22 protein-coding genes, 4 tRNA genes and 1 pseudogene are annotated in these 23,856 nt (G+C 61.4%); 5 read left to right on the top strand and 22 right to left on the bottom strand.

Translation table 11 applies throughout. The annotated features are described in order from the left end of the window. Positions 1 to 19 precede the first annotated feature (19 nt). The 10 genes from rplL to WNZ15_RS08170 form a co-directional block, all read right to left on the bottom strand. Entirely contained in the window at positions 20 to 397 is a 378-nt protein-coding gene (gene rplL / locus WNZ15_RS08215; RefSeq protein ID WP_342892469.1) for a 50S ribosomal protein L7/L12, read from the bottom strand. A gap of 58 nt (positions 398 to 455) precedes the next feature. After that, the gene (gene rplJ / locus WNZ15_RS08210) at positions 456 to 974 is read right to left on the bottom strand and encodes a 50S ribosomal protein L10 (RefSeq protein WP_342892468.1); all 519 of its coding nucleotides are present in this window, start codon (positions 972 to 974) and stop codon (positions 456 to 458) included. A 327-nt stretch (positions 975 to 1,301) separates the two neighbouring features. After that, complete coding sequence (gene rplA, locus WNZ15_RS08205; RefSeq protein ID WP_342892467.1) at positions 1,302 to 2,000, bottom strand: 50S ribosomal protein L1; 699 nt, start codon at positions 1,998 to 2,000, stop codon at positions 1,302 to 1,304. A gap of 4 nt (positions 2,001 to 2,004) precedes the next feature. Beyond that, complete coding sequence (rplK, locus tag WNZ15_RS08200; protein WP_342892466.1) at positions 2,005 to 2,433, bottom strand: 50S ribosomal protein L11; 429 nt, start codon at positions 2,431 to 2,433, stop codon at positions 2,005 to 2,007. Positions 2,434 to 2,607: 174 nt separating this feature from the next. Beyond that, positions 2,608 to 3,138: a transcription termination/antitermination protein NusG gene (gene nusG / locus WNZ15_RS08195; RefSeq protein WP_342892465.1), complete on the bottom strand. Its 531-nt coding sequence runs from the start codon at positions 3,136 to 3,138 to the stop codon at positions 2,608 to 2,610. Between the two features lie 54 nt (positions 3,139 to 3,192). Continuing rightward, the gene (secE, locus tag WNZ15_RS08190; RefSeq protein ID WP_342892464.1) at positions 3,193 to 3,390 is read right to left on the bottom strand and encodes a preprotein translocase subunit SecE; all 198 of its coding nucleotides are present in this window, start codon (positions 3,388 to 3,390) and stop codon (positions 3,193 to 3,195) included. 104 nt (positions 3,391 to 3,494) lie between these two features. Further along, a tRNA-Trp gene (locus tag WNZ15_RS08185) sits at positions 3,495 to 3,570 on the bottom strand. A gap of 106 nt (positions 3,571 to 3,676) precedes the next feature. Continuing rightward, entirely contained in the window at positions 3,677 to 4,867 is a 1,191-nt protein-coding gene (gene tuf / locus WNZ15_RS08180) for an elongation factor Tu (protein WP_342892463.1), read from the bottom strand. 160 nt (positions 4,868 to 5,027) lie between these two features. Next, positions 5,028 to 5,101 (bottom strand) — tRNA-Gly (locus tag WNZ15_RS08175). Positions 5,102 to 5,123: 22 nt separating this feature from the next. Beyond that, a tRNA-Tyr gene (locus tag WNZ15_RS08170) sits at positions 5,124 to 5,208 on the bottom strand. Between the two features lie 363 nt (positions 5,209 to 5,571). On the opposite strand from WNZ15_RS08170, the gene WNZ15_RS08165 reads away from it, so the two are divergent. From WNZ15_RS08165 to WNZ15_RS08155, 3 genes are all read left to right on the top strand, one after another. After that, positions 5,572 to 6,114 carry a MarR family winged helix-turn-helix transcriptional regulator gene (locus tag WNZ15_RS08165; protein ID WP_342892462.1) on the top strand — a complete coding sequence of 181 codons (543 nt, stop codon included), beginning with the start codon at positions 5,572 to 5,574 and terminating at the stop codon, positions 6,112 to 6,114. After that, positions 6,111 to 6,608, top strand: coding sequence for a PaaI family thioesterase (locus WNZ15_RS08160; protein ID WP_342892461.1), 498 nt, complete (start codon positions 6,111 to 6,113; stop codon positions 6,606 to 6,608). Before WNZ15_RS08165 ends, WNZ15_RS08160 begins: the two co-directional genes overlap by 4 nt. Positions 6,609 to 6,675: 67 nt before the next feature. Beyond that, complete coding sequence (locus WNZ15_RS08155) at positions 6,676 to 7,491, top strand: RNA methyltransferase (RefSeq protein WP_342892460.1); 816 nt, start codon at positions 6,676 to 6,678, stop codon at positions 7,489 to 7,491. Positions 7,492 to 7,646: 155 nt separating this feature from the next. On the opposite strand, the gene WNZ15_RS08150 is transcribed toward WNZ15_RS08155, so the two are convergent. Next, positions 7,647 to 8,810: an MFS transporter gene (locus tag WNZ15_RS08150; RefSeq protein WP_342892459.1), complete on the bottom strand. Its 1,164-nt coding sequence runs from the start codon at positions 8,808 to 8,810 to the stop codon at positions 7,647 to 7,649. Positions 8,811 to 9,215: 405 nt separating this feature from the next. Here WNZ15_RS08150 and WNZ15_RS08145 point away from each other — a divergent pair. Then, a tRNA-Thr gene (locus WNZ15_RS08145) sits at positions 9,216 to 9,291 on the top strand. Positions 9,292 to 9,646: 355 nt separating this feature from the next. Here WNZ15_RS08145 and WNZ15_RS08140 read toward each other — a convergent pair. The 9 genes and pseudogenes from WNZ15_RS08140 to WNZ15_RS08100 all read right to left on the bottom strand — a co-directional run bounded on the left by WNZ15_RS08140 (position 9,647) and on the right by WNZ15_RS08100 (position 20,614). Continuing rightward, positions 9,647 to 11,401, bottom strand: coding sequence for an AMP-binding protein (locus WNZ15_RS08140; RefSeq protein WP_342892458.1), 1,755 nt, complete (start codon positions 11,399 to 11,401; stop codon positions 9,647 to 9,649). Between the two features lie 11 nt (positions 11,402 to 11,412). Next, positions 11,413 to 12,924, bottom strand: coding sequence for an amidase (locus tag WNZ15_RS08135; RefSeq protein WP_342892621.1), 1,512 nt, complete (start codon positions 12,922 to 12,924; stop codon positions 11,413 to 11,415). 198 nt (positions 12,925 to 13,122) lie between these two features. After that, a pseudogene (locus WNZ15_RS08130) lies at positions 13,123 to 13,797 on the bottom strand (ABC transporter ATP-binding protein); the annotation flags it as partial. A 1-nt stretch (position 13,798) separates the two neighbouring features. Continuing rightward, entirely contained in the window at positions 13,799 to 14,515 is a 717-nt protein-coding gene (locus tag WNZ15_RS08125; RefSeq protein ID WP_342892457.1) for an ATP-binding cassette domain-containing protein, read from the bottom strand. A 1-nt stretch (position 14,516) separates the two neighbouring features. Further along, on the bottom strand, positions 14,517 to 15,545 hold the full coding sequence (locus WNZ15_RS08120; RefSeq protein WP_342892456.1) for a branched-chain amino acid ABC transporter permease: 1,029 nt from the start codon (positions 15,543 to 15,545) through the stop codon (positions 14,517 to 14,519). Next, the gene (locus WNZ15_RS08115) at positions 15,545 to 16,411 is read right to left on the bottom strand and encodes a branched-chain amino acid ABC transporter permease (protein WP_342892455.1); all 867 of its coding nucleotides are present in this window, start codon (positions 16,409 to 16,411) and stop codon (positions 15,545 to 15,547) included. The genes WNZ15_RS08120 and WNZ15_RS08115 overlap by 1 nt, the downstream gene beginning before the upstream one ends. Before the next feature lie 99 nt (positions 16,412 to 16,510). Continuing rightward, entirely contained in the window at positions 16,511 to 17,734 is a 1,224-nt protein-coding gene (locus WNZ15_RS08110; RefSeq protein ID WP_342892454.1) for an ABC transporter substrate-binding protein, read from the bottom strand. Between the two features lie 51 nt (positions 17,735 to 17,785). Continuing rightward, positions 17,786 to 19,372, bottom strand: a complete 1,587-nt coding sequence (locus tag WNZ15_RS08105; RefSeq protein ID WP_342892453.1) for a flotillin domain-containing protein — start codon at positions 19,370 to 19,372, stop codon at positions 17,786 to 17,788. Positions 19,373 to 19,510: 138 nt separating this feature from the next. Next, positions 19,511 to 20,614 (bottom strand): substrate-binding domain-containing protein, encoded by a 1,104-nt coding sequence (locus WNZ15_RS08100; RefSeq protein ID WP_342892452.1) that lies wholly within the window; start codon positions 20,612 to 20,614, stop codon positions 19,511 to 19,513. A 115-nt stretch (positions 20,615 to 20,729) separates the two neighbouring features. Between WNZ15_RS08100 and WNZ15_RS08095 the strand changes: the two genes are divergently transcribed. Next, a complete protein-coding gene (locus tag WNZ15_RS08095) occupies positions 20,730 to 21,152 on the top strand; it encodes a MarR family winged helix-turn-helix transcriptional regulator (protein ID WP_342892451.1) in 423 nt (140 codons plus the stop codon). Between the two features lie 183 nt (positions 21,153 to 21,335). Here WNZ15_RS08095 and WNZ15_RS08090 read toward each other — a convergent pair whose 3' ends face one another. Beyond that, positions 21,336 to 21,911, bottom strand: a complete 576-nt coding sequence (locus WNZ15_RS08090) for a cupin domain-containing protein (protein WP_342892450.1) — start codon at positions 21,909 to 21,911, stop codon at positions 21,336 to 21,338. A gap of 16 nt (positions 21,912 to 21,927) precedes the next feature. Then, the gene (locus WNZ15_RS08085) at positions 21,928 to 23,793 is read right to left on the bottom strand and encodes a TRAP transporter fused permease subunit (RefSeq protein ID WP_342892449.1); all 1,866 of its coding nucleotides are present in this window, start codon (positions 23,791 to 23,793) and stop codon (positions 21,928 to 21,930) included. Positions 23,794 to 23,856 lie beyond the last annotated feature (63 nt).

Below are 23,856 nucleotides of genomic sequence, written 5' to 3'. Positions count from 1 at the left end.
CATAAGGCCAAAGGCCCTATTATTTCAGCTCTACGGAAGCACCAGCTTCTTCAAGCTTCTTCTTCAGCTCTTCAGCTTCGTCCTTGCTGACAGCTTCCTTGACGGCCTTCGGAGCGGACTCGACGAGTTCCTTGGCTTCCTTCAGGCCCAGGCCGGTGATGGCGCGGACTTCCTTGATGACGTTGATCTTCTTGTCGCCGGCGGCGGTCAGAACGACGTCAAATTCGGTTTTCTCTTCAGCAGCGGCAGCTTCGCCGGCACCACCGGCAGCAGCGGCAACTGCGACCGGAGCAGCAGCGGATACGCCCCACTTTTCTTCAAGAAGCTTGGAAAGTTCAGCAGCTTCCATGACGGTGAGGGCGGACAGTTCTTCTACGAGCTTTTCAAGATCAGCCATTTTCTTAGTACCTTAAGTTCGAACCAGTGTTGGTTTCGTGAGACAGTGTTTGGTCGCCTTATGCGGCCTCGTCCTTCGCGGCATACGCATTGAAGACGCGGGCGAGCTGCCCGGCCGGTGCGTTGACAACCTGAGCGATACGGGATGCCGGGGTCTGGATCATGCCAACCAGTTTCGCGCGCAGCTCATCGAGCGACGGCATGGTTGCCAGGGTCTTGACCCCGTCCGGGTTCAGGTTGGTCGAGCCAAGAGCACCGCCAAGGATTGCAAACTTCTCGTTTGCCTTGGCGAAATCGACGGCTGCTTTCGGAGCGGCTACCGGATCGTCGGAGTGGACGATGACGGTCGGGCCCTGAAACAGGTCGGAGATGTGCTCAAGGTCGGTGCCTTGAAGGGCGAGTTTCACAAGGCGGTTTTTCGCGACTTTCACAGTGCCGCCGGCTTCACGTACAGACGCCCGCAAGGCGGTCATCTGAGAAACCGAAAGACCTGCATAGTGCGCAACAACAACAACACCGGAGCTACCCAGCTCGGCGTTGAGAGCCGTCACGAACTCGTGCTTTTCCGCTCTTTCCACTTGCCTTCTCCATTTGGCGGCGTTGCCGCCGCCGGTTTACCTTTGCCGCCCGAAGGGTGGTTCCGAACCCGGAACCGCCGGTCAGGCGACGCTCAGGGTCCTGTCCCCTCGCCTTCACACCTGTTCGGTGCGCGGCAAGGTCTGGTTCGAACCAGGTGGTCCGCCGGATCGGCGGAGAAACCGGTTCTCACCCATCTATGCAGGCCTTGATGGCTTAAGCCGGTTTCCCGGCACCTGCAGTCTCGGACAGGGCAACCCGGCGGCGAACCGCCGGATCTTTCCGGCCTTGCGGCCGGAATCTCTTCAAGTCAATCCGGCCTGGCCGGATTACTCGCCGGCAACGCTGGCGAGATCGATCTTCACACCCGGGCCCATCGTCGAGGACACGGCGATGCGCTTCAGATAGGAGCCTTTCGAGCCGGACGGCTTGGCCTTCTGGACGGCATCCAGGAGCGCCTTGACGTTCTCCGCGATGGCTTCTTCGGAGAAGGACACCTTGCCGACGCCGGCATGAACGATACCGGCCTTTTCGACGCGGAATTGGACGGCACCGCCCTTGGCGTCGTTGACGGCTGCGGTCACGTCCGGGGTCACCGTTCCGACCTTCGGGTTCGGCATCAGGCCGCGCGGGCCAAGCACCTTGCCGAGACGGCCGACCAGCGGCATCATGTCCGGAGTGGCGATGCAGCGGTCAAAGTCGATCTTGCCGCCCTGCACTTCCTGGACAAGTTCTTCCGCGCCGACGATGTCGGCACCGGCCGCCTTGGCCTCGTCGGCCTTGTCGCCACGGGCGAACACGGCGACACGGACATTCTTGCCTGTGCCGTTCGGCAACACGCACACGCCACGGACCATCTGGTCGGCGTGACGCGGGTCAACACCCAGATTGATCGCAAGTTCGACGGTCTCGTCGAATTTGGTCTTGGAGCGCTCTTTCACGAAGCTGATGGCTTCGCCGAGCGAGTACAGCTTGTTGCTGTCGATGCCCTCACGAGCGGACTTGAGACGTTTTCCAACCTTCGCCATGATCTTACCCCTTAACCTCAAGGCCCATGGAGCGGGCGGAACCTTCAACCATCAGCATCGCGGCTTCGATGTCGTTGGCATTCAGGTCCTTCATCTTGGACTCGGCGATTTCCTTGACCTGTTCGCGGGTCACGGAACCGGCGGTGCCGCGGCCAGGGGTCTGTGCGCCCTTCTGAACCTTGGCGGCCTTCTTCAAAAAGAAGCTGACCGGAGCGGTCTTCACTTCGAAAGTGAAGGACTTGTCCGAGTAATAGGTGATCACGGTCGGGCACGGAGCACCCTTTTCGACATCCTGGGTCTGGGCGTTGAACGCCTTGCAGAATTCCATGATGTTCAGACCACGCTGACCGAGCGCCGGCCCGATGGGCGGCGACGGTGTCGCGGAAGCTGCCGGTACCTGAAGCTTCAGGAAACCAGTGATTTTCTTCGCCATGTGTCTCTCCTGTCATTTACAACCGGTCGGCAAACCGGCTGCCTGGGAGGTGGTGGTACGGCCCTTGACGGGACCCGGCGATGAGCCCCAGAACCTTCCACCCAATTCACCGCGGCACCTGCCTCTTCAGACCGGCGCCGGGCACTCGAATCCGCCCTTGCGGGCGGACAACAGTCAGAGCTTGTCGACCTGACCGAATTCCAGTTCCACCGGCGTCGCACGACCGAAGATGGACACGGCCACCTTGAGACGCGCGCGCTCGTCGTCGACTTCCTCGACCAGACCGGAGAAGGAGGCGAACGGCCCGTCGGACACACGCACCTGCTCGCCGATTTCGAAGGTGACGGACGGCTTCGGCCGGTCCACGCCTTCCTGCACCTGGTTGATGATGCGCAAGGCTTCCTTTTCCGGGATCGGCATCGGCTTCTGGTCCGCGCCCAGGAACCCGGTCACTTTCGGGGTGTCCTTGATCAGGTGGAAAGCCTCGTTGGTCATGTCCATCTTCACCAGCACGTAGCCCGGGAAGAACTTGCGCTCGGCGTCGACCTTGCGGCCACGGCGCACTTCAACGACCTTCTCCATCGGAACGAGAATCTCTTCAAACAGATCGGACAAGCCTTGCTGTTCGGCCTTTTCGCGGATGGAATCGGCGACCTTTTTCTCGAAATTGGAGTAGGCGTGCACAATGTACCAGCGCTGAGCCATGGATTTCAGTTCCGCTTCTTGTTCTTTGTCTTCTAACCGGTCGGCTGCAACTGCCTAGCCGCCGACACCCAGCAGGTAACCGATCCCGAGGCCCATCAACTGGTCCGCCACGAGAAAGAAGATCGAGGCGATCAGGACCATGATGAACACCATGACGGTGGTCACCGCGGTCTCGCGCCGCGTCGGCCAAGTCACCTTGGACGTCTCCGCCCGCACTTCCTGGATGAATTTAAAGGGATTGGTCTTTGCCATTCCGATTCCGGTCTTCTAAATGCGAGCGGGCGCGCGAAAATCATTCGCGCGCCTTGCTCAAGGAAACTGTTTAAGCCCTCGAGGCAAACTAATCAAGAGCAAAATGGCAGGGGCAGCAGGGTTCGAACCCGCGACCTACGGTTTTGGAGACCGTCGCTCTACCAGCTGAGCTATACCCCTTCAAGGCGTCCGCTTTCACGAACACGCTCCTGATACCTCTCAACGCTGCTCACCGCAACACTTAAGAGGCGCGGCCGCCGGACACAAGTCCGGCGGCCCGTTCATCTTACTCGATGATCGATGCGACGACGCCGGCGCCGACGGTACGGCCGCCTTCGCGGATCGCGAAACGCAGGCCTTCTTCCATGGCGATCGGAACGATCAGTTCAACGTCGACGGAGACGTTGTCGCCCGGCATAACCATTTCCGTGCCTTCCGGCAGCGACACCACACCGGTCACGTCCGTCGTACGGAAGTAGAACTGCGGACGGTAGTTGGTGAAGAACGGAGTATGACGGCCGCCTTCTTCCTTGGTGAGGATGTAAGCCTCGGCCTTGAACTTCGTGTGCGGGGTCACAGAACCCGGCTTGCACAGAACCTGGCCGCGCTCCACGTCTTCACGGGCAACACCGCGGATCAGCGCGCCGATGTTGTCGCCCGCTTCACCGCTGTCCAGCAGCTTGCGGAACATTTCAACGCCGGTAACCGTCGTCTTCGTGGTGTCCTTGATGCCGACAATCTCGACTTCCTCGCCAACCTTGACGATGCCGCGCTCGACACGGCCGGTCACGACGGTGCCGCGGCCGGAGATCGAGAACACGTCTTCGATCGGCATCAGGAACGGCATGTCCTTCGGACGTTCCGGGGTCGGGATGTAGGCGTCGACCTGAGCCATCAGTTCGCGGATCGCGTCACGGCCGATGGCCGGATCGCGGTTTTCCACGGCTGCCAGCGCCGAGCCCTTGACGATCGGAATGTCGTCGCCAGGATACTCGTAGGAGGACAGAAGTTCGCGGATTTCCATTTCGACGAGCTCGAGAAGCTCTTCGTCGTCGACCTGGTCAACCTTGTTCATGAACACCACAAGTGCCGGAACGCCGACCTGACGGGCAAGCAGGATGTGCTCGCGGGTCTGCGGCATCGGGCCGTCTGCGGAAGACACCACAAGGATGCCGCCGTCCATCTGCGCGGCGCCCGTGATCATGTTCTTCACATAGTCGGCGTGGCCAGGGCAATCAACGTGAGCATAGTGACGGTTTTCCGTCTCGTACTCGACATGCGCCGTGGAGATCGTGATCCCGCGCGCCTTTTCTTCAGGCGCACCATCGATCTCGTCGTAGGCTTTTGCTTCGGCTCCACCGCTTTCCGCAAGCGTCATCGTGATCGCTGCGGTCAACGTCGTCTTGCCATGGTCAACGTGGCCAATCGTGCCAATGTTAACGTGCGGCTTCGTGCGCTCAAATTTTGCTTTCGCCATCGGCGTCGCTCTCTATCCAATACTCAGTTCGGTCGACACAGGCCGCTCTCCGGCGTCAAGGACAGGTCCGAGAACGACGAATTGCTTCCCATTGAACTTCTTGTCAGGATTCCCGGGCGAAAGAGCCTTCCGTTCCGGACACTCCGATCAGCACCCATGATGGAGCGGGTGAAGGGAATCGAACCCTCGTCGTCAGCTTGGAAGGCTGCTGCTCTACCATTGAGCTACACCCGCACAACGAGAGAAACAGAAACGATGGTGGAGGAGGTTGGATTCGAACCAACGTAGGCATAGCCAACGGATTTACAGTCCGTCCCCTTTAGCCACTCGGGCACTCCTCCATCTCGTCCTGCTTCACGCCGAAGCGAACAGGATGGCTTACCGAAGAGCCCGCCCGGATGGGGCGAGCAATCCCGTGGCGCGTGTTATGCAGATGCGGACCTGCCCTGTCAACGCTGATTTTGCAAACAAATGCACAAAATCAGCGGGTCGCTCGAAACAGGTGCTTCGAACGCATCGGATCGCCCCGGGCGGCCACCTGCCAAGAGTGCCGCGCATGCGTTCGAATGTCACCAATTCCCGTGAATCGGACCTTTGAAAACCATGCCCGCACCGCCAGCCTGTGGACAACTTTCCACCGGCCCGACCGGTGCCCCGCGGTCTTGCGCCTTGCCCGCGCCCATCCTTTGTTGTACCTACAACAGATGACGTCTAACCTTGATGAAATCGACTTTCTGCATATGGGCAGAACCTGTTTCGGGCACGCCGCGCGGCGCACCGCGAATCTGCTCACCCGGCACTACAACCGGCACCTGGCCGGGCTCGGGCTGGAACTGACGCAGGCGCAGCTTCTGGCGGCCATCGCCGAAGGCTCCGCCGGCTCCGCCGCGGAAATCGCGCGTTTCCTCGGCATCGACCGGTCCACCCTAGCCCGCAACCTGAAACCGCTTGAGAAGGCAGGTCTCATCACCCGGCGGCAGGATGGCGGCCGCAGGGTTCTGCCGGTCCTGACAGCGGACGGTGAGCGCAAGGTCATCGAGATTCACCAGGCCTGGCAACGTGCTCAGGACGAACTCGGCGCATTGCTCGGTCCGGACGGTGCCGAAGCAGTCCGGGCCCACATGTCCGCGCTGCGCAAGGCCGTTCATGTTCTGGAAGACCATAAGCCGCCACGACCGGCAGACGTCACATCGCCTGCGGAAACCCGAATTCAGCCCCTCAATAGCAGTCAGGACCCGAGTTCATGACCGACACCATCACCGATAACGGCAGGACCCATGCGCTCGACGCCCTGCCCCGGTCCGCCTTCGCCACCCTGACGGGTCTGGAGATCTTTGAAAGAATGATGGCCGGCGACCTGCCCGCGCCGCCGATCATGGCGCATTCCAATATAAGAATGAAGGAATTCGAAAAGGGACGGGCCGTGTTCTCTGGCCTGCCCGCGAAGGAATTCCTGAACCCGCTCGGCACGGTCCACGGGGGCTGGATCTCGACCCTGATCGACACGGCGCTCAGTTGCGCCGTGCACACGACTCTGCAGCCCGGCGAGTTCTACACCACCACAAGCCTCAACGTGAACATGGTACGCCCGCTGCGGGCCGACAGCGGCGAAGTCATCTGCGAGGGCCGGATCGTGCATCGCGGCAACCGTCTTGCGACCTCCGAGGGAGACCTGCGCGACAGTGCCGGCAAGCTGATCGCCCACGGCACGGTCAGCTGCATGATCCTGCAGCAGGCGTGACACACAAACGCCGGCTCATCGTCACCAGGCTCTTTTCCTGCGTCGGGATTCCGGTTAGAGCTGCGCCATGAGTGACGACAGAAAACCGTCGCGCCCGGGCGGCAAGCCCGGATATCGCGGCAACAGGAAATTCGCCGGCAAGCCGGCCCCGCGCCGGCCCGGCCTGCCGCCGGAAGGCCCCGTGCTGCTCTACGGGCTGCACACGGTCGAGGCCGCCTTCGCCAATCCCGACCGCAAGCGGCTGAAGCTCCATGCGACCGAGAACGCGCAAAACCGGCTTCAGGAGCGCGGCATTGTCATTGACGTGCCGGTCGAACCCACGATGCCGAAGGCGCTCGACCGCATGGTCACCAGGGATGCCGTGCACCAGGGCATGATCCTGGAAGCAGATCCCCTGCCCGCCTATGGCCCGGAGCACCTGTCGGGCGCGAAGCTGGTGCTGGCGCTCGACCAGGTCACCGACCCGCACAACGTCGGCGCCATCCTGCGTTCCGCCGTCGCGCTCGGTGCAGATGCCGTCGTCACCACCGAACGGCATGCCCCGGAAGAAGGCTCGGTGCTGGCCAAGTCCGCTTCCGGCGCCCTCGACATGATCAAGCATGTGCGCGTCAAGAACATGGCGCGTTTCGTCGCCGAGATGACCGACGAGGGCTTCGGCTGCATCGCGCTCGACAGCGACGGTGCCGCCAGCCTGGAGGAGACGCCCTTCACCGACCGGACCGTGCTGGTGCTCGGCTCTGAGGGCAAGGGCGTGCGCCACGGCGTGCGCGAGGCTTGCGGTCTGACCGCCCGGCTTGACATGCCCGGTGCCATCCGCTCCCTCAACGTCTCCAACGCCGCCGTGCTGTCACTCTATGTGGCACGGATGAAGATGGGCCTTTAGAGCAAATCGCACTTGATCGGAATCGCTTTTCACTTTCTGGAACCAGGCGTTCCAACGCAAAAAGCGATGCTGATTTTTCCGTTCGAATGCAAAACGCTCCAGGAAACAGTCCCGTGCATATGGCCGTCCGGCTGAATGCCGCAGCAGGTGAATGCTCACTCGGCGGACTGGGCCTGCTGCCGGTTTGCGGCGCGCGTGAGAAATGGCGCCAGCACAAGACTCAGTCCGATCATCGGCGCCAGTGCCATCAGCCCGGCCCGGATGCCGTAGGCATCGGCCAGCGGTCCGATGATCAGCGGCCCGACCAGAAAGCCGAGCAGCGCGACGAGCGAGAGCACGGCGACATTGGACGCCGCGCTCGTTCCCGGGGCGGACGCGGCCGCGCTCACACCGAGCGGAAAGGCCAGCGCCGCGCCGACACCCAGGATGCCGAGCGCCGCCAGAGCCGCCGGCGCGCCCGGAGCCAGCCAGATCCCGGCCAGACCCACCAGCGCGACCACCGCCAGCCCCTGCCCGAGACGGCTCGGCGGTGCCACCTGCCGCAAACGGTCACCGAACAGGCGCGTCGTTGCCAGGCACAGGGAGAAAACGGAAATGCCGAGCCCGGCCAGCCCCGGGCTGGCCGCGAACGCATCGCGCAGGTAGACCGCCGCCCAGTCGGCGACGGCGCCTTCCACCAGCGTGGTGCCGAAGGTGAAAACGCACACGCCCAGAAGCAGCGGATGCGGCAGCCTCACCCCCTGCCGTTTCGGGGCCACGGCCGCGCCCGCCCCGGCAACCCGCTCCGGCAGGCCCAGGATGATCGGCAGGACCAGGGCCTGCACCACAAGAGCGATCCCCAGCCCGGCCACGAACGGATCGAAGCGCAGGCCGGCGACGGCCGAGCCGATCAGGGTCCCGGACAGCAGGCCGAAACTCCAGCAGCCGTGGGCCTTGCTCATGATCTTGCGGCCGGTGTCCTTTTCATAGTCGTCCGCCAGCACGTTCAGCCCCAGTTCCAGCACCGACAGGGATCCGCCGACCAGCACAAGCGCCCCCATCAGCAGCCATTGTGAGGTTGCCAGAAAAGGCAGCAGCATCGCGCACAGGAAGACCGGATAGAACACCAGCGTGATCTTCCGCGCGCCGATCCGGTTCGCCAGCCACCCGGCCACCAGCAGCGCGGACGACGTGCCCACCGGCCCCCCGACGAGCGCGAGCGCAAGCGCGCTGTTGCTGAGCCCGAGCGCCGTCTGAACACCGGGAATATGCGGCAGCCAGGCCCCAAGCGCGATCGGCTGAAGAAAAAAGACAAGGCAAATGCGCTGCGACTGGGTCATCTGGACTGGTCCGGGAAAACGGGTGCTGACCGCCGGCATGCCGTCCTGCCGCGCAGTCTTGCGATGCAGTCTTGCGATGATGGCTGAAACCCGAAGGATCGAAGACGGCCTGCAGCCGCCCGAAGAGAAATACGCTGCTACCAGACACGCTTTGCCGGGCAGTTTCAAGTCGTGGCACACGACCGGGGTCAAGACCGGCGCGGCGCAGCGCCGATCCGGACCGCACTTGTTTTCGCACAACACAAACACCCCCGGCCGGCCCGTGTCGTTCCGCACGTTTGTCCACAGCGGCTATGCAATTTCATGAAAAATCTCAGTGCCTTGACGCGAAACAAGCGCAGCTTGCCAAAAATTTCACTCGAGAGCATGGACAAGCGCGCCCAATCTGGTAGAAGCCTTCCCGGCGCCGGTATAGCTCAGCTGGTAGAGCACGTGATTTGTAATCTCGGGGTCGCGGGTTCGAATCCTGCTGCCGGCACCAGTTTTCCCTTTTCGATCCGAGTGATGAAAGCCCGCAGCGAACCTGCGCAAGCGCGCGCCTTCGCGTGCAGATGTAGTGTAGCGCGCAACTTCGACTGGCGTTCCCGATTGTAGCCAACCGAACCGGTGCCGAGTCCGGTTTGCCCCTGGCCCTGATGACTTCCGCCACTATTTGTCCCAGTCGGGAATGAGGGGGAGCGATTCAAGTATCGAAGATTTCGGAGGCGCTGAAGGCGTTCATGGCGACGCGCCGGGAAGAAGAAGTTCCTGTTGCGGAGATCTGGCGTGAGACCGGGACCGGCCGGGTGGACCGTTTCAACTTACCCAACACACATGCGGGTCTGATGCCGGCGATGCTATGTGCCTGAAAGAAGCTCGATCATCTGGTCGCGCATCACGAATTTCTGCGGCTTTCCGGTGATGGTCATCGGCAGATCGTCAACGATCCGGACGTGTCTGGGCACCTTGAAATGCGCAATCTGGCCATTGCAGAAGTCCCTCAGCTCTTCCCCGGAAATGTCCATCCCCGGCTTGGGGATCGCCCAGGCACAGATCTCTTCGCCGGATTTTTCATCCGGAATGCCAAACACCTGAACATTGCTGACCTTGGGATGACGCATGAGGTATTCTTCGATTTCGCGCGGATAGATGTTCTCGCCGCCGCGAATGATCATGTCCTTGGCCCGTCCGACAATCGAGCAGAAGCCGTCCGCATCCAGCACCGCGAGATCGCCTGTCCGCATCCAGCCGTCCTGAATGCTGTCCGCCGTCTTCTCTGCATCGTCCCAATAGCCCTTCATCACCGAATAGCCGCGCGTGCACAATTCGCCCGTTTCGCCCACGGGAACAATCTGGCCATCTGATCCGATGACCTTGACCTCGAGATGAGGATGGACACGGCCGATCGTTTCGCAGCGCTTTTCAGTCGGATCGTCGACAAAGCTCTGAAAGGACACCGGCGAGGTCTCGGTCATGCCGTAGCAGATGGTGACATCGCCCATGTTCATGTCCGAATTGACCCGCTGCATGATCTCGACCGGGCACGGTGCTCCGGCCATGATGCCGGTGCGCAGGCTGGAGAGATCGCGCGGCGCCTTTTCCAGTGCTTCCAGCATGGCGACAAACATTGTCGGCACCCCATAGAGCGCCGTGCAGCTTTCCCCCGCCAGAACATCAAGCACCCTGTCGGGCTGAAACGCTTCGCCGGGAAACACCATGGCCGCGCCCTTGCTGACGGCCCCCAGCACGCCCATGACCATCCCGAAGCAATGATAGAGCGGCACCGGAATGGCCAGCCGGTCGGTTTCCGTGAGCTGTATCCTGTCGGTCACGAACCGCGCGTTGTTGACGATGTTGTAGTGCGAGAGTGTCGCCCCCTTGGGCTGCCCGGTGGTGCCGGATGTGAACTGGATGTTGACCGCATCATCAGGGCTGAGCGTCTTGTCGATGTCGGGCAGGCGCAGCTGTTGCGCCGGGCCGCCGAGTGTCCTGAGTTCCCCGAATGAATACGTTCCCGCCAGGCCGGCATCATCCATCAGAACGACGCTGCGCAGGTGCGGCAGTCTGGCTGCGCGCAGGCGGCCCGGCTGACACCGGTCAAGCTCGGGAGCCAGAGACCTGATCATCCCCGCATAGTCTGAAGACTTGAAGGATCTGGCTGCGATCAGGGCCTTGCAGCCCACCTTGTTGAGCGCATAGTCCAGTTCGGCCAGACGGTAGGCCGGGTTGATGTTGACCAGGATGAGGCCGACCCGCGCGGTCGCAAACTGGGTCAGCACCCACTCGAACCTGTTGGGCGACCAGATCCCGACCCGATCGCCCTTTTCCAGCCCGAGCGCCAGCAATCCGGTTGCCAGCTCGTCAACGGCCCGGTCAAGATCATAATAGCTCATCCGGATATTCTGTTCGCAAAACACCGCCGCCTCGCGGGGCCCGAACCGGGACACCGCCTCGCGCAGCAACCTGGGGATGGTGATATAGGCCAGCGGCGGATCGAAAGCGCCTCTCACATAGGAAACCCCATCCGCCGGAGCCGTTGTGTCAGCACCCGCACCAGAGCTCGTGTCCCAGCCGGCGATCCGGTCTGCAAGGCTTTCATTCAAGATCGACATGACCGTCTCCTTCAACCGGTGCGCCAGTCGCCGCTTTGTTCAAACGCGTGGGCGGCCTGATAGATTTTCATTTCACCGTAATGCGGTCCGACCAGCATCATGCCGATCGGCAATCCCTCGATCAGTCCGCAAGGAAGGCTCATGGCCGGCAATCCGCCATTGAAGGGCGCGGTGTTGGCGACCATTTCGAAGGCACGCTGGACATAGAGACTGATGGAACAGTCCGCGGGCGGAATTTCCTGCGGCTTGACCGGCATGGTCGGCATCAGCAGGACATCGAAATTCTGCAGCGCCGCCAGATAGCGTTCGTTGGCCCTGCGCATGAGGTTTTGCCCCTTGCCGTAGAACCGGCCGCGGTACTGGGTCTGGAAGTGTTCGCCGACGAACATGCAGGCCTTCAGTGAATGGCTGAGTTCGTCCGCCCGGTTGCGCCATTGCGCCATGTGATCGGTCATCGACGGCAGAAACAGGCCCCGGTAATTGCTGCCCGTGGAATGCCCCCACATCATGCCGTCCTGCAGGCCTTCGAGCGTGATCGCCGTCCAGGCGTCCATCGCCATGTGATGCTCCGGAATGGACACGTCTTCGACCCGCGCGCCCAGTTCGCGGAACCTTTCCGCTGCCTGCAGAACTTTCTGGTCAACGTCGCTTTCGCTGTTGGGGTGTGCAAAACCTTCCTTCAAGACGCCGATCCGCAGCCCCTGCGCGCCCCGGCCCAGAGCGTCGGTATAACGGTAGGTCCTGGGCTTGTACTGGCGCGGGTCCAGCCCGTCTTCACCCGCCAGCACTTCCAGCAGAAGCGCGTTGTCGGCAACAGTCCTGGTGACCGGCCCCAGATGATCGATCGTCTGTTCGATCGGCATCGCGCCGGTATAGGGCACCAGCCCGTGCGTTGCCTTCATGCCATAGACACCACAGCACGATGCCGGCAGGCGGATCGATCCGCCCTGGTCCCCGGCAATCGCCATGTCGACTTCGCCTGTTGCGACCAGAACGGCGGACCCGCTCGACGACCCGCCGGCCATATACCCGTGTTTCCAGGGATTGTGGACTGGCCCCTTTGCGTTGGTATGCGAGCCGCCGGACAGGCAGAAGTTCTCGCAATGCGCCTTTCCGGCAATGACCGCACCTGCGTCCAGGAGCCTTGTGACGATGGTCGCGTCGATTTCGGGCGTGTACCCTTCCATGATGGACGACCCGTTCATCATCGGGACACCGGCGAGGCAGATGGTGTCCTTGAGGGCGATCCGCTTGCCACGCAAGGGTCCATCGGGCGCGCCGCGCACCTCGGTCTTCACATACCAGGCGTTCAGCGGATTTTCCGAAGGGGCCGGGAAATGTCCGGGACTGCGCGGATAGCGGACTTCCGGCAGATTGTCCGGCATTGCGTCCAGACGGTCATAGGCCTGCATGTAAGGTTCGATGATTTGCGAATATTCGAGCAATTCCGCATCGGAAAGGCTCATGCCGAAGCGATTTGCCATCTCGCGCATTTGCGCAAGGGTCGGACGTTTGACTGTCATTGCTGTCACCGTGGAAGGCCGGATGTCTTGTGGCGGGGAATGCGGGTGGGCGATCGAAGCGGAGGCGGCCGCCTCCGGGCCCCGGATCGGTCCAGGATCTGTGGAGTGGCGGGATACCCTCTCCCCTGGTCCCCGGGTCGCGCGCGCTGCGCCCAACCCGAGAAACTGGGTCACCTTGGTCTGATCGGAGAGTTCGTGCCTGTTCAGCTCTCCCGTGATGCGGCCGCGCTCCAGCACGAGAACCCTGTCGGAGAGATCGGCGATGAAGTCGAAATTCTGCTCCACCAGAAGGATCGACAGACCCCGGGTCTTCTTGAGCTGCAGCAGTGTTTCAGCCATCTCTTCGATGATCGACGGCTGAATGCCCTCCGTCGGCTCGTCGAGAAGCAGGAAATCCGGATCGCCCATCAGGCACCGTGCAAGGGACAACAGTTGCTGCTCTCCACCCGAAAGCGCTCCGCCATCCCGGTCCAGCAACCGGTGCAGCCGTGGAAAATCCTCCAGAACCTTGTCGAGAACGTCCTCTTCCGGCCCGCCGGAATACGCGTGCCAGGCAAATCTCAGATTGTCGCGAACCGAAAGCTGCGGGAAAATCCCGCGCCCTTGCGGAACGTAGCCAATACCCAGTCCGGCCCGCTGGTTGGGGGGCATCCGGGTCACGTCGGTTCCATGAAACCTGACCGTGCCCGACGCCGGGGCCAGAAAGCCCATCAGGGTTTTCAGGAGGGTCGTCTTGCCCATGCCATTGTGGCCGAGAATGCCGACGACCTCGTTTTCAGCGACGGAAAACCCGATCCCGTGGAGGATGGGAACGCGCCCGTATCCGCCGGAGAGCGCCTTGACGTCCAGAATTGCCGAGACATCATCTGTCATGTCAGGCCTTCCTTCCAAGATATACGTTGCGCACGGTCGGGTCGGACATCACCTTGTCGACATGGTCCTCCATCAGCACCGCCCCCTGATGGAAAACCGTCACGTCCCGGGCAATCGAGCGAATGAACTGCATGTCGTGTTCGACAATGACGACGGCCGCTGTCTTGTTGACCTCGTGAATGATCCCGGTCATGCGCTCGACATCCTCGGCGCTCATTCCGGCGGCGGGCTCGTCAAGCAGCACCAGCCAGGGGTCGCCGACGGCAACGAGCCCCAGTTCAACGCCCTGGCGTTCGCCATGCGCGAGACGACCCAGATCGGTTCGCGCGATGGCGTTGAGCGAAAGGCGCTCGATGATTTCCTGCGTTTTCCGGTTGGCCTCGCCCTTTGGATGAAAGCGGCGGGCCGCCAGCCAGATGTTCTCGAAGACGCTCAGGGCATCGAGGACATTCGGGGTTTGCGTCTTGATCCCGACACCGAGCGAGGCGATCTCGTGCGGCAGCCACTGCGTGGTCTCCTCGCCGCGCATGTAGACATGCCCCTCGCTCGGCGTCTGCAGACCTGTGACGCATTTGAAAAACGTGGATTTGCCGGCGCCGTTGGGACCGATCAGACATCTCAACTCACGTGCCCTGAGCTTGAAATCGACGTTGTTGGCCGCCACAACGCCGCCGAAACGCATCGTCAGGCCTGTGGTCTCCAGGACGATTTCAGCCATATCAGACCTCCCTCCGGCGCGTATGCCGGGCACGGATCGTCCGCCCGGACCGCCGGCGCCAGGGCACGCTCCTGAAGAGATCCACAAGTGTCGGCACCGCCCCGCGCGGCAGGAAAAGCACGAACAGAACGAGGATGAGGCCCATGATCAGCGTGTTGTCGATCATGCTTTGCTGACCGAGCAGAAACTTCAGGTAAGCAAGCCCGGCAGCCCCGAGGATCGGACCGAACCGTGTCCCCAGACCTCCGACGATGCACCAGATGATGATTTCCGCGGACTGGCCGAGCGAGAAGAGGTTCGGAGTGACGATCTCGCCCCAGTTGGCAAAAAGCGCACCGGCCAAACCCGCGATCGCGGCCCCGGCGGTGAACAGGACCGTCTTTCGGGCCCGCACGTCATATCCCATCAAGGACATGCGGGTTTCGTTTTCCCGGATGCCGACAGCGATGCGCCCGAAACTCGATCGCAACAGCGCCGAGACCAGAAGAAAGACCCCGGCAAGCGCAACGGCACACACATGGAAATAGGCATCCCCCCAGATGTAGGCGTCCGGTCTGCCCGGAACATTCAGGGTCTGGAAACCGGGGATGCCGTTGAAGCCACCCAGACGCGCGTTTCCGATGGTGTATTGAGGCCCGGCGGTCGAGTTGATGAACTTGAAGAGAATGAGGGTGACGACCAGCGTGATCACCCCCAGATACACATCGTTCAGGCGGCCGTAGAACATCATCGCACCGAGCAACGCCGCAAGGACCGCAGGCACGGCGACCGCCAGCAGCATCGGCAAGGTGCTCTCGCCGATGTTGAGGGCCGCAATGGCATAGGTATAGGCGCCAAGCCCGAAAAACGCGGCCTGACCAAAGCACAGGATTCCACCGAAACCCCAGATCAGGCCGAGGCTCAGGCCCAGCATTCCATAGATGATCAGCACCGTGAGCGTGAATGTACTGATGAAGACCGGCATCAGCCATATAAGCAGCGCCGTTGCGATCACCGTCACGACGATGTCTTTCTGGAAACTGCCGTTCATCAGAATTTGCCCCGGAAGAATTTGCTTGTGATGCCTTGCGGGATCAGGCGCAGCAGAACCACGGCGGAGACCAGGAGGGCGACCTCGCCGAAGACGGGCGACACGGCAAAGGTGAACACCTGGTTGACCGCGCCGAAGAAACCGGCGCTGGTGAGCAGGCCCGCGATCAGGGATGGTCCGCCGGCAATGACCGTGATGAAAGCCTTGGCGATATAGGCGCCACCGGAGGTTGGCACCAGGCCGACCAGAGGCGCCAGAACGGCGCCGGCAAGTCCTGACAGCGCCGATCCGCAGAAGAACGTCGCCATGTAGATGCGCTCAGGGCTGTATCCCAGAGCTGCGGCCATGTCGGCGCGCTGCATCGCGCCCCTGGCGATCAGCCCGGCCCGGGTTGTTTTCAGTATCAGGAAGACGGCCAGAAGCAGAAGAAACGCGACGGCGATGATGAAAAAATTGTAGCCGCTGATCTGATAGTTTCCGACCGAAAACCCTGGGATGGGTGTCGAGATACCGGTCGTGGTATTGCCGAAGATCATCGTCGCCAGACCGATGAAGAACAGGCTCAATCCCCAGGTCGCCAGCATGGTATCGACAAGCCGGCCGTAGAGCCGACGGATCACCAGCCGTTCAACGACCAGTCCGATCATCCCCACGATGAGGGGGGCAACGACCAGCATGGCGATGAAGATGTTCACGCCCAGGTCCACGGCGGTGATGGTCGCATATCCGCCCATCATCATGAATTCGCCATGGGCAAGGTTGATCACCTTCATCATGCCGAAGACCACTGCAAGTCCGGCGCTGATGAGGATGAGAGACCCGATGGCGTAGAGAATTTCCAGCAGGATTACGAAGAAGAGATCCATCCCAGGTGCCCCACGGCAATAGTTACCCTTGGAACGCAAGCGCGTTCCGCCCATCGGCTGCAACGGCACGCGCCGTCGCAGCCGGTCAAGTCCGGGAGGTCAGATCTTGATTTCGTATTGTTGATTGTCGTTGGGATTCGCCTTCAGATCGCACACGGCCTGGGTGTCGATAGGCGCGCGCTGCGGCAGACCCTTGATGACCTTCATGCGCTGGTTCTCAAGCTCCATGATGTAGACATCGAGATAGGCATGGTGCGATTTGGAATCGACCGTGACCTTGCCGGCCGGGCCATCGATCGTCACGCCGTTCTCGAGAGCCTCGACCACCTGATCACGGTCCAGGGAACCGGCTGCCCGAATGCCTTCAGCCCAGGTCATGACGCCCTGGTAGGTGGACACGGCAAGTTCGTGAATGCTGCTCGTGTCGCCATAGGCCCGTTCCCAGTTTGTCTGGAAATGGGTATTGGCCCGGCCACGAAGCTCTTCACTGTAGTTGTAGGCAACCATGATTCCATCGCCCTCTTCCGGCGTCAGGACCTTGTGTTCATTGCCAACGCCAAGCGTGGTGGAGGCAAGCGGGATCCGGTCTTTCATTCCAGCCGCGGCCCATTGACGGAAGAAGGACAGATGAGCCCCGCCGACCAGCGGCGCAATCACGAGATCGGGTGCTGCTGTCTGGATCTTGGCGATTGTCGATCCGAAGTCGGACACATCCAGCGGGAAGAAATCCACGGCAACCGTTTCGCCGCCGTTTTCGGCAACATATTTCTGGATCCACTTGGCCGTAATGTGTCCGTAGTTGTAGTCGGCGGCGAGAACGTAGACCTTCTTGCCACCCGCCTTTTCCAACGCATAAGGCACCAGCGCCTCGACCTGCTGCGCAGGCGTGACACCGTTGATGAAGATGTTGCGGTCGCAGACGCCCCCCTCATAGAGCACGTTGTAGAAATACAGCGTCTTGGATTTGCGGAGCGTTTGCCGGATGGCCTCGCGGGACGCCGACAGGATGCCGCCGTGCACCACGTCAACCTGATCCTTGCGGACGAGCTGCTGCGCATACTGGGTGTAAAGGGCGATGTCGGACTGGGTATCGTAAGCCACGACATCGACCTGCCTGCCCAGAAGGCCGCCGAATTCATTGATTTCATTGACTGCGAGCCGCAGCGCCATGTCCATCGGTTTACCGTAGGCGTCAAAAATACCGGACGTATCAAGCAACGACCCCAACTTGATGGTCTCGGCGGCCATGGCCCCGCGCGGCAGCAATGAGGATCCGGCAAGAGCTGTGGCTGCTGCCAGTAGACTTCTTCTGTTCAATGTCATTTCAGACCTCCTGAGTGGACCTTCAGTCCCGTGGTGGAATGCGCCCCGGCATCATTCTTTGGTTTTTGGCTGGATGCGGTTGGCATAGTCGGCCGTGCGGCCGGCAAGGTTGGCATCAAAATCCAGACCGATTTCTTCGCCCATCTGTTTCATCGCCGGCAGGCGAACCGCCATTCCGAGGATCTGATCCATGGCTGAGCCGAAGGCGCCGTCGGCGCCGTCACCGGAGCCGCCGCCGTTGACGCCGGTAATCTGGTTGATGCGAATGGAATCGATCTTCTCGACCGGCTTCATCATCTGCGTCATGATTTCAGGCATGCGGTCGAGCTTGCGCTCTTCGAGCCGCATCCGGATCACCGCTTCACTCAAGGTGTTTTCCGCGGAATTGAGCGCACTCATGCCGGCAGCTTCAGCCTCCATGCGAATCCGGCCGGCCTCGGCGGTCCTGGCTGTCGCAGAGGCCTCCGCCTCGGCTTTGGCCAGCAATGTTGCCGTGTCGCTTTTGACCCGGGCGGCTTCCAGCTCGAGGTCCTTGTCCTGTTTCAGACGCGCAATCTCGCGCTCGCGTTCGGCAACCGCGCGGTCTTTTTGAACCTGGACGTTCTCGGCGGCGAGCAGAACCTGCGCCCGGGCCTCTTCTTCGGCCGCTTTGGCTTCGGCTTCCTCTGTCCGTTTTCTGGAGAGCTGAATGCTGTTGGCAATTTTCTCTTCTTCCAGCGCCAGAAGCGCGGCCATTTCCGTGGACCTGAGTGTCTGGTCGTTCTCGACCTGGCTTGCCTTTGCCCGGCCGTCATTTTCGATCCGGACCTTTTCGCTCGCGAGCTTTGCATCGTTGCGCGCGGCCTCTTCGCGTGAGGCGGCATCGGCTTCGAGTTTCGCCAGATGTTCGTGCTGGGAAATCTGGGCTTCACGTTCTTCGCGCTGCAATTCCAGTTGCCGCTGATGTTGTGCCAGCCGGCTTTCGCCTATCGAAATTTCCGCTTCGGTTTCAATGCGAATGCGCGCCTTCCGCTGATCGGAAACAAGCTCGGCCAGTCGGCGCATCCCCAGGGCGTTGAAGGCGTTGTTTTCATTCCACAGGCCGAGATCGCTCTGATCCAGAGAGACAATGGAGGCGGAAACGAGCCGGAGCCCCATGAGCCCAACCTGGGCATCGACCACTTCCGCCAACTCTTCGGAAAACCCGCTGCGATCCAGATGGATTTCTTCCAGGGTGCGTGCGGCCCCAGCATTTTGAATGGCATGGACCAACGCACCGGAAATGACCTCCCGGACGGTTTCCCCGCCCCGGGCGATCCGCTGGCCGAGGGATTTTGCCGCGGTGGCAATCCCTTCGGCATCCGGTGCAACCTGGAACTCGAATTCGCACGAGATGTCGGCCCGCATCTGGTCCCGGGTCAGAACGGCATTCCGGCCTTCACGCTCGATCGAAACCGTCAGCGCGCCCATGGACACTTTCTGCAGGCGGTGCAGGAACGGCAATACCAGGCACCCGCCGTCCATGACGACACGCCGGCCGCCAAACCCGGTTCTGACCAGAGCCGTATCCAGAGACGCCTTGGCGTAGAAGCGTTGAAGAAACCAGATTCCGATCAGGACGATCAGTGCCAGTAGCACCGTTGAGATAATCCAGAGCAAGCCCGTTCTCCCCTAGCTTGTCGAGCGCATCGCACATTTTTTTTGCGTGCAACCAAAGTCGGCAAAGCGTGGGAGATATTAATTTCCAATTCAAGTAAAAAATATGAATTGGAAATTAAAAAATTATAAGGCTATGATTTATAATTGTTTTATCACTTCAAATTTCAACCCATCTGCACGTGCCAGATAGATCGGTGCCCGGCTGCTCTGGCTTGGAACCTGGATATGACGGCCGCTGCGATGCCTCACGGTCAAGTCCGCGGTGACACAGCGCCGACGCCACTTTCCGGGATGTCCGTGCATGAGCCCGGCCAGAAAATGAACCCCTTCGTAGGTGGATTGCCCAAGCCCGTTCAGAACGGGAGCCTGATCTCCGTGCAGACTGTAGTAAAGCTCCTTGAAGGCCGCATTGGCATCCGTCGGCAAGGATCCGAAATAGGACGATGCCGAAAACATGCGTTTGCTGTTTCGTGAGCCACAGGCCAGAAGGCCGTTCTCCTCGATGGCACAGGAAAGGCGAACCATGCGGTTGTGCAGCCCGGCACTTCCGAAGGCCCGGTTGAAGGCAATCGCATCCTGGCCAACAAGGGAAATCAGCACCGCTTCGGCACCGGAGGTGCCGATCGCCTCCACACGACGGGCCATATCTCTTGCCCCGAAAGGCACATAGCTCTCGTGGGCCAGTCCTGCGGACATCTCCTTCAGCTTGGCCTTGGCATAAAGATGAGACGTTCGCGGCCAGACATAGTTGTTGCCGATCAGCGCCCAGCTCGATGGCCGGAATTCATTTTGAACGAACTCCATGGACGGCCCAAGCTGCTCCTGCGGCGTCTCACCGATCGCGAACACCCCGGCCGTGTTTTCCCCTCCCTCGTAGAGAGGGGTGTATATGTAGGGAATTCTCTGGCGAACCACCTTGCTCAGGCGTTGACGGATCGCGCTGATATGCATCCCGACGATGGCATCGATGGCGTTGGTCTCGATCAGGTCGTTGATGGTCTCCTCGATCAGAATCTGCGCTTCGAGCGCGGCATCGATCATGATGAGTTGAACCTTGCGGCCGTCAATGCCGCCTGCCCGGTTGAGTTCCTCGACCGCAACCTGCGCACTGGAGATACAGGACGGTCCCCAAAGTCCGGCCGAGCCGCACAAGGGAATCAGCAAGGCTATTCGATAGGTCGCTCTTCTGCGCAGATGAATATCATCACGCAGCTCATCCAGCTCGGTGGGGACAGAGGACATTCTCAAAAGCATTGCGTTCTCGGCTGCACCTGCCTCCATGGACGTGAAGTCTACATTTCATTTGAATTTATTTTCCAAGTCAACTAAATTTCAGTCTGAAACACCGGTGAAGAGCATGGACCCCAAAAACAGCCCCATCCAGAACTACCTGTCTTATGCCCTTGCAGCAGCGCACAGGAAGGTCAGCACCTCCCTGAACGCGCGGCTGCGCAAACACGGCATCCAGGTCGAGGCCTGGCGCATTCTTGAAACACTGGAAGCAGGGGACCGCCTCACCATGGGCGAACTTGCGGAAATCGTGCTGATGAACCCGCCGACGCTGACCAAACTGGTGGACCGGCTTGTGTCCGACGGACTGGTGCACCGCCAGGTCGCCCGGAACGATCATCGTCAGGTCAACGTCCTGCCCACGGCCCTGGGCAGAAAACGCATGGTTCAGATCCGGCAGGAAATACAGGATCAGGACGCCATGCTGCTGGAAAAACTGGGCGATTCACAATCGCAACAACTCATTCAGTTGTTGCGCGGGATTGTCTGAAATCAGAGTGCCCGATCCGCTCCATCCGATCTCGCGCGCCGCGTAACCGGGAATGACCGGCCACACCCTGGCTTGCCGCAGGAACCAGCGGGGCTGGCCTGTTTCAGGTCAGCCCCGCCAGGCTATTCGGGCCACTCCAGCCAGGGCCTCTCCAGCCAGAGCTTGTCCCGACCAGCCTCCTGATCACCGCTGCGGAATTCCCTTGCGCTCCCCGTCACCCGCATCGCGCGTGGTGACGCCGTCGACCAGGACAAAAACGATCGAACACGGCTCGGTGCCGCGGTTGGACCAGGCGTGGTTGGTGCCGCGCTGGACAACGGTATCGCCGGCTTTCAAAAGGACCTCGTCCTCGTCGAGCAGCATGTAGATTTCCCCGGTCAGAACAACGGCATAGTCGACGCTGTCAGTGCGGTGCATGAACGGATGGCGGGCGTTCTCGACGATATTGTCCCCTGCCCCCATCTCCGCGAAGGCGGCCTTGCCGTCGAGTGTCGCCATCACTTCCGGATCCTCGGGCAGGAATTCCACCACGCGGAAGACGCTGCCGTTTCTCGGCGGATGCAGGATGAACGGCCCGTCGCAGGTCTCCACCGACCCATCATATTCGGCGGGCGTTCCTTCCGAGATCCAGAAATTGGTCAGGGTCACGCCCGGGCGGCTCGGCCGCTGCAGCTTGTGGCTCGCGATGACGTCGCTTTCGACAATCGCGACGCCGTTCTGGTCGTGACCGGTTACGACGCGCCGGAATTCTCTCGTCATGTCAGTTCCATCTTTGTCAGTGTTTGAGGGAAAACGGTCTGCGGGGCGCATGCTGCAGCACCTGCCAGGCCAGCAGCAGACCGCCGATGGCGGCGGTCGGCCAGGATTGCACCAGCAGGCACAGCCCGGCCGCCAGAACGATCAGCCTGTTGACCGGCGTGAGCGGCGAAAACAGGCAGCCGACCACGCCCGCGGCGACGGCGCCGACACCGGCGACCCCGGTGACCACCGCCATCAGGTTGGCCACGCTGTCCGCCTGCAGCAGCAGCCCCGGACCGAACACGAAAGCGAACGGCAGCACGAAACTGGTTGCGGCATAGGCCGCAGCCGTCCAGCCGACCTTGTTGACGTCCGCCCCGGCAATGCCTGCGGCCACGTAGGAGGCCAGCGCGACCGGCGGCGTGATGGTCGAGATACAGCCGTAGTAGAAGACGAAAAAATGCGCCGTCAGCATGGGCACGCCGAATTTCACCAGCGCCGGTGCCACCACCGTCGCCAGGATCAGATAGGCCGCGGTCGTCGGCAGGCCCATGCCCAGTATGATCGAGGCGATCATCGTGAACAGCAGCGCCAGGAACAGATGGCCGTTGGAAGCCACATCGATCAGCAGTGCGATCTTCGATCCGAGGCCGGTGATGCCGAGCGTGCCGGAAATCACTCCGGCGGCGGCACAGGCCGCCGAAATGGTGACGACGTTGCGCGAGCCTTCCGCGATGCCCCCGGCAATGCGTTTGAGAAGCGCAAGATCCGCCCGGCGGCGACTGACGACATCCAGGCCGATCAGCACGCCCATGGCCCAAAGCGATGCCTTGAACGGAGAAAACCCGGCCAGCATCAGCGCAAGCAGGCTGCCGAACGCCCCGATGAAAGGTGCCCCCTGGATCAGGACCGCACCGAGCGGCCGGCCATCGTGCTGCGCGTCCTGAACCGGTTCGATGCCGGATTTGACCGCCTGAAGATGGACCACGACAAAGGCAGAACCGAAAAACAGCAGCGCCGGAAGAATGGCCACGCTCATGACGGTCGTATAGGGAACGCCGACAATTTCAGCCATGATGAAGGCCGCCGCGCCCATCACTGGCGGCATCAGCTGCCCGCCGGTCGAGGCGACCGCCTCGATCGCGCCGGCCTGGTGGGCCTTGTAGCCTTCCCGTTTCATCACCGGGATCGTCACGGTGCCCGTGACGGCGACATTGCCGGCCGCCGATCCGGACACCATTCCGATCAATGTCGAGAACAGGACCGCCGACTTGGCGCTCGCGGCCCGCAATCCCCTGGTGAGCCGCGTCGAGATCTCGAAGAAGAAATCCCCCGCCCCGAAGCGGGACAGCATGGCCCCGAAAATCGTGAACACGATGATATAGGTTGCCGCGACACCGATCGGGATGCCGTAAACGCCCTGCGTGTCCGTCGTCAGGAACAGCACCATGCGCTCAAGGCTGTAGCCGCGGCCATTGAGGATGCCCGGCAGATAGGGGCTGAAAAACGGATAGCAGAAGAAAACCAGCGTGATCAGCGCAAGTATGAGGCCGACACCGCGCCGCGCGGCTTCGAACACAACAAGGAGAATGATCGCGCCGGCGTAGAAATCGCCGTCTGTAGTCAACCCGCCGCTGAAGGCGATTGCCTTCCAGCGCGTGATCAGCCAGACGCTCGCCCCGACAATCGCGGCAATCAGGATCAGGGTCGCCGCAAGGTCGCGCTTCGTGCCCTTGAGACCGGGCGTGAGCGGTTTCATCGCGAACAGAAGCGAAAAGGCGAAGGCCACATGCACCAGCCGCATGGGCATGGTCGAGATCGCGATCACGCCGGAGACGGCCGCCAGATGGAACAGGCCAAAGACGAAGGCCGCCGCCAGAACGAGGCTGTGGCGACTGATCAATGAAGTGTTTTCGAGCTTGCCCGGCACCTGGCCTGCCCTTTCTCAGGAAACCGTAAGCGGAAC

This window comes from Roseibium sp. AS2 (assembly GCF_038900065.1).
Taxonomy (GTDB): domain Bacteria; phylum Pseudomonadota; class Alphaproteobacteria; order Rhizobiales; family Stappiaceae; genus Roseibium.
This window is presented reverse-complemented; position numbering and strand designations above follow the sequence as displayed.